Origin of the sequence: Pedobacter sp., from assembly GCF_045628745.1 — a bacterium.
GTDB lineage: Bacteria > Bacteroidota > Bacteroidia > Sphingobacteriales > Sphingobacteriaceae > Pedobacter.
Window position 1 is genome coordinate 1 of record NZ_JAZQPU010000228.1, and the last position, 8822, is coordinate 8822.

An 8822-nucleotide genomic window follows, 5' to 3' on the forward strand; every position below is an offset into this window, starting at 1 on the left:
GAGATAGCCGTCAATAATTGATTTCAACTGGTTGGCCTGTATAACGCCCGACTGTCGCCATTTAATCTCGCCATCCTTAAATAAGATTAAAGTAGGTACTCCCTGAATTTGATAAGCCCTGGAAACAGTGGGGTTTTTATCTACATCAACCTTTAATATGGTAGCATTTTCGCCTACCATCCCTTTTAACTGATCTAAAATGGGCACCATTGTTTTGCAAGGGCCACACCATGTAGCTGAGAAATCTACCAGCACAGGTTTATTTGATTTTATCAATTCTGAGAATGTTGCCATAACATAATATATATACAGGTGTATACAAAATAAACAAACATCTGCTTTCAATTGTTTTGTTGAACAAATTTCTTTCTGAGTTTAAAAGCTTATTTTTGCTCACAACCTTAATAGATACTATATGCAACAATCACCCATTGATAAAATAATAGCACCAGTAAGCAAATTCATCCAATTAGAATACACCAGCGGAATTGTTTTACTCATCAGTGTCATTGTTGCCATCTTTTGGGCCAACTCTGCATTTGCAGACAGCTACCATCACCTTTGGGAATTACATTTATCAGTAGGGTTTGACCGTTACATTTTTGATCAACCCTTACACCTCTGGATTAATGACGGATTGATGGCTGTGTTTTTCTTTGTCATCGGTCTGGAGCTGAAAAGAGAATTCATGGATGGAGAACTTTCCTCGGTTAACAAAGCCTCCTTACCAATGGTTGCCGCTTTAGGAGGAATGATTTTTCCGGCCTTATTTTATTTCCTATTAAATAAAGATTCTGATGCGGCACATGGTTGGGGAATACCTATGGCGACAGACATTGCCTTTGCACTCGCCTTATTGTCTATCGCCGGCAAACATATTCCCGGATCGGTGAAAGTATTTTTATCTGCACTTGCCGTAGCTGATGATCTAGGCGCCGTATTGGTCATTGCCTTTTTTTATACAGCAGAACTGAATTTTATTCCACTGGCAGTAGCCGGTTTATTTTTGGCATTCATGTTAATGGGAAATTTTGCAGGCATTCGCAGTTCCATATTTTACTTAATTTTAGGCTTGGTGGTATGGATGGGCTTTCTGCTTTCTGGAGTTCACGCCACAATAGCTGGCGTATTAACCGCCTTTACTATTCCTGCAGCCACCAAAATTAATGAATTGGTTTATGCTGCTAATTTAAAAAAGTTAAGCGAAGAGTTTGAGAAAGAAATTCCAAGGAACAGTACCCTGATTACGGCAGAACAGCATCATACCATAGAAAAAGTAAAAAAACTAAGTTTAGCTGCTGAAACGCCTTTGCAAAAAATAGAACATGCCTTACATCCATGGGTAGCCTTTGTCGTGATGCCCCTTTTTGCCTTAGCCAATGCAGGAATGATCATTGGATCAGATTTCTTTACCGCCATCCTCAATCCGGTAAGTATGGGTGTGATTATTGGTTTGATAGCTGGGAAATTTATTGGCATAATGCTTTTTACCTGGCTCATGATTAAATTTAAGATAGCCAAATTACCGGCACAATCCAACTGGAGTCACATTGCAGGTGTAGCTATTCTTGCTGGTGTAGGTTTTACCATGTCGCTTTTTATCAGCAACCTGGCCTTTACAGATCCGGCAATGATCAACCAGGCTAAATATGGCATTCTCTTAGCATCAGTAACGGCAGGAATTCTAGGCACTATAGCCTTAAAGAGAGCAGCCAAATAGAAGATCGCCATCTCAATTAACGGAGGGATGGAAGAAAAAAAAAAATAATGATTAGCAATAAACAACTGTTTTTACAAAATAACGCACAAACCTCTACATCTCCGAACCTACTAGAAGTGGATCGTGCAGAGGGCATTTACCTTTATGATATGGAAGGTAAACGCTATGCAGACCTAGTGTCAGGTTTTGCGGTGAGCAATATTGGTCACCGGCATCCAAAAGTGATAGCCGCCATCCAGGCACAATTAGAAAAATACCTGCATTTAACCGTTTACGGTGAGTTTGTACAAACACCAATGGTGCGCTTTGCCCAAAAACTGGTGGAAGTGCTACCTGATAGCCTTAACAATGTTTACTTTGTTAATTCAGGTGCCGAGGCCACAGAAGGCGCTTTAAAGCTGGCTAAAAAATATACCGGCAGAACTGGCATTATCTCCTGTTACAATTCTTACCATGGCAGTACCCATGGGGCATTGAGTGTGATGGGAAGCGATCAATTTAAACAAGGCTTTGGTCCTTTGTTGCCACATGTGCAATTCATCAACTTCAATGAAGCAGAAGATTTGCACCTGATCACAGAAGAAACTGCCTGTGTAATTATGGAAACTTTGCAGGGAGAAGCAGGAATTAGGGTAGCGAGCCTAAATTATATGCAAAAATTAAGAGCACGTTGCACAGAAGTGGGAGCTTTATTGATTTTTGATGAAATACAGGTTGCCTTTGGTCGTACGGGTACTTTATTTGCCTTTGAGGACTATCAGATCGTTCCGGATATTCTCTTACTAGCCAAAGCACTTGGTGGTGGAATGCCTTTAGGTGCATTTATCGCTAACAAAAAAGTGATGGGGGTTTTAAAAGACAACCCTATTTTAGGACATATTACCACATTTGGTGGTCACCCGGTTTCTTGCAGCGCAGGTTTAGCCAGTTTAGAAGTGATTCTGGAGGAAGAACTGGTGAAAGAAGTGAACCGAAAAGGAGAAATTTTTCGCAGTTTACTCGTACATCCTTTAATTAAAGAAGTAAGGGGAAAGGGATTGATGTTGAGTATACAGCTAGACAGTTTTACACAAGTGGAGAAGGTGAGTCAACTGTGTAAAGAACGTGGTGTAATAATCGACTGGTTTTTACACTGTGAAACGGCTATGCGGATTGCTCCTCCTTTAATTATTAAAGAAGAAGAAATCCACCAGGTGTGTGCCGTTATTTTAAAAGCTTTAGATTTAATTTAAACCAATAGGTGTTAAGCACCAATGGCCTGCCAAAGCATATCTTTTAATTCCATTATATTTTTCTGTGCTACAGCAGAAATAAAAATGGTTGGAATATGAGTAGGAAGGTCATTTTTCATTTCCTCCATTAACTCCTCATCCAACATATCTGATTTAGTTACCGCTAATAAATGTGGTTTTTGCATCAGTTCAGGATTGTATACCTGCAATTCTCTCTTTAGAATTTCATACTCTTCTTTGATAGAGCGCTGTGTATCTGCAGGTACCATAAATAAAAGCACCGAATTTCGTTCTATATGACGTAAGAAACGATAGCCTAATCCTTTACCTTGAGAAGCACCTTCAATAATACCAGGAATATCTGCCATTACAAAAGATTTACCACCACGGTAATCAACAATACCCAAATTAGGAACAATGGTTGTAAAAGGATAGTCGGCAATTTCTGGCTTTGCAGCAGAAACAACAGAAAGTAAAGTTGATTTACCCGCATTAGGGAAACCCACTAAACCTACATCGGCCAGCACTTTTAATTCAAGCACTACCCATCTTTCCGTACCAGGTTCACCAGGTTGCGCAAAACGCGGGGTTTGTAAGGTTGGCGTTTTAAAATGCCAGTTACCCAAGCCACCTCTACCCCCTGGAGTTAGAATTTTAGTTTCGCCCTCTTCTGTAATTTCAAACAAAACCTCACCGGTTTCAGAATCTTTAGCGATGGTACCCAAGGGCACATCAAGAATTTCATCTTTACCGAATTTACCAGAAGAAGTACCACTAGAACCTGGTTCACCATCCTTAGCCATAATATGTTTACGGTATTTCAGGTGCAATAAAGTCCAGAACTGGGTATTGCCTCTGAGGATGATATGACCACCACGACCACCATCACCACCATCGGGACCACCCATAGCGGTTAATTTATCGCGGTGTAAATGGGAAGAACCTGCTCCACCTTTACCGGAACGGCAACAAATTTTAACGTAATCTACAAAATTTGAACCTTGCGACATAAGCTATATTTTAATTTTAAAATAAAAATAGCGGGAAGAAGTTTACACTCCTCCCGCTACTTTAAAAAGTTTTATTTAGTATTGATCAACAACGGCACTTAGGTCTGCAAAGATATCTTCAATTTTGCCGATACCATTTACTTTCACTAACTTGTTTTGCGCCTCATAATAAGGTAAAACCTGTACAGTTTTGTTGAAATATTCTTCAATGCGTTTTTGCAGTTTATCTGCCTGATCGTCTACCCTGCCCGTTTCTAACTGACGTTGAGCGATCCTTGTTTTCAATTCCTGCTGGTCAACATCAAGTGCAATTACACCAGAAATGGCAGTACCTTTGCTCTCCAGAAATTCATCTAAAGCTTGTGCCTGAGGCACGGTACGCGGAAAACCATCAAAAATGATTCCTTTAGCATCAGGATTTTTATCCACTTCTTCTTCCAGCATTGCAATGGTAATTTCATCAGGAACAAGTTGTCCATCAGCAATGAGTTGACTCACCTTTTGGCCCAGCGGGCTTTGGTTTTTAATATGCGCTCGGAAAAGATCGCCGGTAGAGATGTGTATCAATTGATATTTTTCAATCAATTTTTGAGATTGGGTGCCTTTACCTGCACCCGGAGGGCCAAAGAGAACAAAATTTAGCATTTGGGTTGTCTTTAAAGTTTAAAAAGCCATGATGCTGTTTTAGCAAAGGCTTATCTCAGTAAAATCTGAAGAAAAATAACCTATGTAAATACCTGCAAAAGCAAAGACACAGAGAATAATCCTATAAAAGCTGCAAATATATAACTAATAATTTATTATCTTATTTTTTTTCTGAATACAGGCCGTTTAGAAGTAAAAAAAACGCAGTTTGAGCAAAGCAGTAATCTGTTTTTTCATCGCTCGATATACGTAATTGCTTATAAAGGATTAACACCATCACTTTACTTCATTTTCCTTTTGCTTTCTACCATTTACATCAGTTAATTGTAACTAATTTAAAAGGTTAAAATGATTAAAACCACAAAATTTATAGTCATTAAAGGTATATAAGCCAATTTAACCCTCTTATACAATCTTTACATTTCCTTTGAAAAATTTATATATTTCTAAGGCTTCGGCTTGTAGGCAACTTGTAGTGAGTCCACGGTGAGTCCACATTCAGTCCACGGTGAGTCCACGTTTTGCCAAACAAAGGGTGGACTGAGTGTGGACTCAGGGTGGATTGGATGCGCAGTCATCACAAGGTGTCTATTAACAGTCCTTTAACCGTGGGTAATAAATCTTCCCACAAAAAAATAAGTGTTAGACTCGCGCCTAACACTTACACCAACCTAAAACACACCAAAAATTAAGGCAATAAAACCTGATCTATAACATGGATTACACCATTAGTAGTAACCATATTAGCAGCCGAAATAGTTGCGGCAGTCGTGTTTTTGTTTCCTTTTACTTTAGCTCCTCCATTTAAAGAAATAGTTACTGCAGCCCCATTGACCGTAGCCGGTTTAGCACCTTCGGTTAAATCACTTGAAAATACACGTGATGCCAATACATGATAGGTTAAAATGCTGGTCAGTGTTGCTGGATCAGCAGCACGAATAGCTGCTTCATTGGCAAAACCGGCACTGATAAAGGCTTGATTGGTGGGTGCAAAAACAGTTAATGGACCTTCTCCTGTTAATACTTGCGCAACATTGGTGCTACCCTGACTAGCTCTTAACACTGCAGCCACTAAAAAGCTGAAATTAGGATTGGCCTGTGCTACTTCAACAATATTTCCTGAAGGGGGCATCAATACCGTATTGATTACATGGATTACCCCATTGCTAGCCATGATATCGGCTTCAATAACCTTTGCTCCGTTGACAAATACACCAGATGAATTTTTAGTGATAAACACATCTAAATCTGCTAAGGTTTTTGCAGCAGTGTTGTTAGCCGAGGCAATGGCAGAAGAAGTTACCTGCTGACCTAAAACGTGGTATTGCAAAATCTTTTTTAAGGTTGCTACAGGCACGGCTTTGATCTTTGCTTCGGTATCAAAACCCGCAGCAGCAAAAGCTTCATTGTTAGGCGCAAATACAGTAAAGCTACCTTTTGCAGCTAAGGCATCCGTTAGGCCAGCTTGCGTTAGTGCCGCTTTAAGTAAAGAGAAATTGTTATTACTCACAACAATATCTACAATGTTTTTATCTTGTACAACTTCATCCTTATCTTTTTTACAAGAACTAAATAATACGGTGGCTACCAGCGTGATCATCATGGCAGACTTTTTAAATAGGCTTAAACTTAAATTTCTCATGATTTAGTGTTTTTATATACCAAACAAACCCCAAACATAATGCCAATTAGTATTATATAATACTAAACATTCCATACGCAGCTTTTAAAGGACAGAATTTAGTACAAATAAATACTAATTAGTACATTTGTAGTATAAAATTCATGTCCATGTATTATGATTTAGTTAAAGAGCTGGTAACATTGGTTAGTATTTATGAAAAGGAAACGGAACATGATAGTCAGGACGTACATTTATTTGGACAATGGCTTAATGACTATCAACGGAAAAACGGGCAAGCAACCATAGCAGAACCTGAATGGGAAGGCAAAGCAAAAGGGCGCTCTGCAGAAAGTGTGATCAACACTTCGTTGGTACATTTGTATAGGTATGCAAAATTGCAGGCCAAAACGGCCATTGCAAACACGGCCTTCTCTACTCCAGATGATTTTATTTACTTAATTAGCCTGGTTTCTTTTGGAAGCATGACTAAAACCGCTTTGATTAAATTGAATGTTCATGAAAAATCTGCGGGCATACAGATTGTGAATAGACTAATTAACAGTGGCTTAGTTGAACAATCTGCAACAGATAGTGATAAAAGAAACAGGATGATTCACATCACCGAAAAAGGAGCGCTGCTGTTAAAAGAAAGCATGGATAACATCAAAAAGGCATCAATGAATGTGACGGAGCCACTGAGCTATCCTGAAAAAATGGATTTAATCAGGCTGCTTCAAAAACTGGAGAACTTTCACGAGTTAAAATCACGGGGAGCACTATAGTTTGTGTTGAAAGCGGCGTGCAATTAAAACACTTTGCTGGTTTTCCTTGTTTTATCTGCAAAACCTTAAATAAAAAATTATGGCTGACAATAAAAACATTCAAGACGGTAGAGATAGAAGCAAAGTTGATGGAAACGAAGATTATGAACTTTCTTACCTTCAGGAAAAGTTGGGCGTTTCCAGAGAACAGGTAAAAGACGCGATTAAAGCTGTTGGAAACAGCAGGGACAAAGTTGAAGAATACCTTAAGAAATAGAAAAAAGAAAGCCTTTCAGCAATGAAGGGCTTTTTGCTGCAAGCAGCATTAAATTAAAGCAACTCAGCCACATCATATTGGAAAATAATTTATAGGGGTTGATGCTGCGCAATATTCTGCAACATCCCTTTAAAAATAAAGGCATGGAAAGGTAAAACGGAGTACCAATATAACCTGCCGGGGATGCCTAAGGGACGAAAAGTGGCCGTTTGCGTAAACACATTGTCCTTCCCAATTTTGAATTCCAGCCAGGCTTCGCCGGGCAATTTCATTTCTGCATATAAAAGTAAGCGCCTGTTGGTTTTATCAGCCAATATGACCCTCCAAAAATCGACAACACTACCTGTAGAAAGGTTATCCAGGCTCGTTCTTCCCCTTTGCAGCCCTACCCCACCAAATACTTTATCAAGAAAACCACGGATAGACCATAGCCAATCGGCATAATACCAACCTGTGGTGCCCCCAATAGACCAAATGTTTTTTAAAACTCTTTCCGGGTCATCTACGCTCATCGCTTGCACATCTTTAAAGCACCCTTCCTGAGGTACTTCAATTAGTTTATTGAACCTATCCGGATAGGCGTCTCTATTCATGGCATCGCGCCAGCTGGAGATCACCTGATTTTGGGCTGTTTTGCCAAAGGCCAGTTCTATAGCCTGCTCATAAGTCATAGGCTGAATGGCCAGCTTTTCTTGCAGGTCGTTAGGTTGGGCCACCACATCTACCTTCATGCTATCAACCAAACTACTGGCTAATGGATAAGAAGTAGAAGTGACAAAATAAAGCCAGTAAGAGGAAAGTTTTGGTGTCATGACAGGAACAGTAAAGATCCATCGCTTAAGTCCTCTCACTTTAGCAAACCGCAAAAGCATTTCTTTATAAGTGATTACTTCGGGCCCACCAATATCAAAAGCCTGGTTAAGGGCATAGTCTTTCATCAACACCCCTTCTAAAAAACTAATCACATCACGGATACCTATGGGCTGACATTTGGTAATTAACCACCGCGGTGCTATCATGACTGGTAATTTCTCTACCAGGTCACGGATAATTTCAAAGCTGGCACTTCCGGAGCCTACAATAATGCCGGCACGTAAAGTAGTTAGTGCATATCGATTTGATTTTAAGGCTCCTTCTACATTTAACCGCGATTGCAGGTGTTTAGATAACGCATCACTATTAACGATACCACTGAGGAAGATCACTTGTTGTGCACTTGTTTGTTCTATAACGCTTTTGAAATTACTTGCGGTTAACAGCTCGGCTTCAGAAAAATCGCCTTTGGCAGAGGCCATGGAATGCATGAGGTAATAGGCTACATCAATATCTTTCGGTATTTGATCAAGGCTTTCCTTTTTCATAAAGTCAACCTCTACTACCTCTATATCAAAGCCAGCAAATTTTTCTTTATCAAAACGGGTTTTATCCCTCACACAGCAAACCACCTGATGATGATTGGTCAGCAGTATGGGAAGCAGCCTTTGGGCTATGTAACCTGTGGAACCCGTTAATAATATTTTCATATACCTAAATATACATTAAACATGCCATTT

General features: G+C 39.6%; 9 protein-coding genes. 4 read left to right on the plus strand and 5 right to left on the minus strand.

Going from position 1 to position 8822, the window contains the following annotated elements; translation table 11 throughout:
- Positions 1–294: thioredoxin (gene trxA / locus ACR2F7_RS08690; RefSeq protein WP_432713186.1), on the minus strand; the 294-nt coding region annotated here is incomplete at its 3' end.
- 121 nt (positions 295–415) lie between these two features.
- Between trxA and nhaA the strand changes: the two genes are divergently transcribed.
- The gene (nhaA, locus tag ACR2F7_RS08695) at positions 416–1720 is read left to right on the plus strand and encodes a Na+/H+ antiporter NhaA (protein ID WP_432713187.1); all 1305 of its coding nucleotides are present in this window, start codon (positions 416–418) and stop codon (positions 1718–1720) included.
- Between the two features lie 47 nt (positions 1721–1767).
- A complete protein-coding gene (locus tag ACR2F7_RS08700; protein WP_432713188.1) occupies positions 1768–2952 on the plus strand; it encodes an aspartate aminotransferase family protein in 1185 nt (394 codons plus the stop codon).
- Between the two features lie 11 nt (positions 2953–2963).
- Here ACR2F7_RS08700 and obgE read toward each other — a convergent pair whose 3' ends face one another.
- The 3 genes from obgE to ACR2F7_RS08715 all read right to left on the minus strand — a co-directional run bounded on the left by obgE (position 2964) and on the right by ACR2F7_RS08715 (position 6249).
- The gene (gene obgE / locus ACR2F7_RS08705; protein WP_432713189.1) at positions 2964–3962 is read right to left on the minus strand and encodes a GTPase ObgE; all 999 of its coding nucleotides are present in this window, start codon (positions 3960–3962) and stop codon (positions 2964–2966) included.
- 75 nt (positions 3963–4037) lie between these two features.
- Entirely contained in the window at positions 4038–4607 is a 570-nt protein-coding gene (locus tag ACR2F7_RS08710; protein ID WP_432713190.1) for an adenylate kinase, read from the minus strand.
- 688 nt (positions 4608–5295) lie between these two features.
- Entirely contained in the window at positions 5296–6249 is a 954-nt protein-coding gene (locus ACR2F7_RS08715) for a fasciclin domain-containing protein (protein WP_432713191.1), read from the minus strand.
- Positions 6250–6398: 149 nt separating this feature from the next.
- On the opposite strand from ACR2F7_RS08715, the gene ACR2F7_RS08720 reads away from it, so the two are divergent.
- Both ACR2F7_RS08720 and ACR2F7_RS08725 read left to right on the plus strand, forming a co-directional pair.
- On the plus strand, positions 6399–7013 hold the full coding sequence (locus ACR2F7_RS08720; protein WP_432713192.1) for a MarR family winged helix-turn-helix transcriptional regulator: 615 nt from the start codon (positions 6399–6401) through the stop codon (positions 7011–7013).
- 79 nt (positions 7014–7092) lie between these two features.
- Positions 7093–7269: a DUF3606 domain-containing protein gene (locus ACR2F7_RS08725; RefSeq protein WP_432713193.1), complete on the plus strand. Its 177-nt coding sequence runs from the start codon at positions 7093–7095 to the stop codon at positions 7267–7269.
- Positions 7270–7358: 89 nt separating this feature from the next.
- On the opposite strand, the gene ACR2F7_RS08730 is transcribed toward ACR2F7_RS08725, so the two are convergent.
- The gene (locus tag ACR2F7_RS08730; RefSeq protein WP_432713194.1) at positions 7359–8792 is read right to left on the minus strand and encodes an SDR family oxidoreductase; all 1434 of its coding nucleotides are present in this window, start codon (positions 8790–8792) and stop codon (positions 7359–7361) included.
- Between the last annotated feature and the right edge of the window lie 30 nt (positions 8793–8822).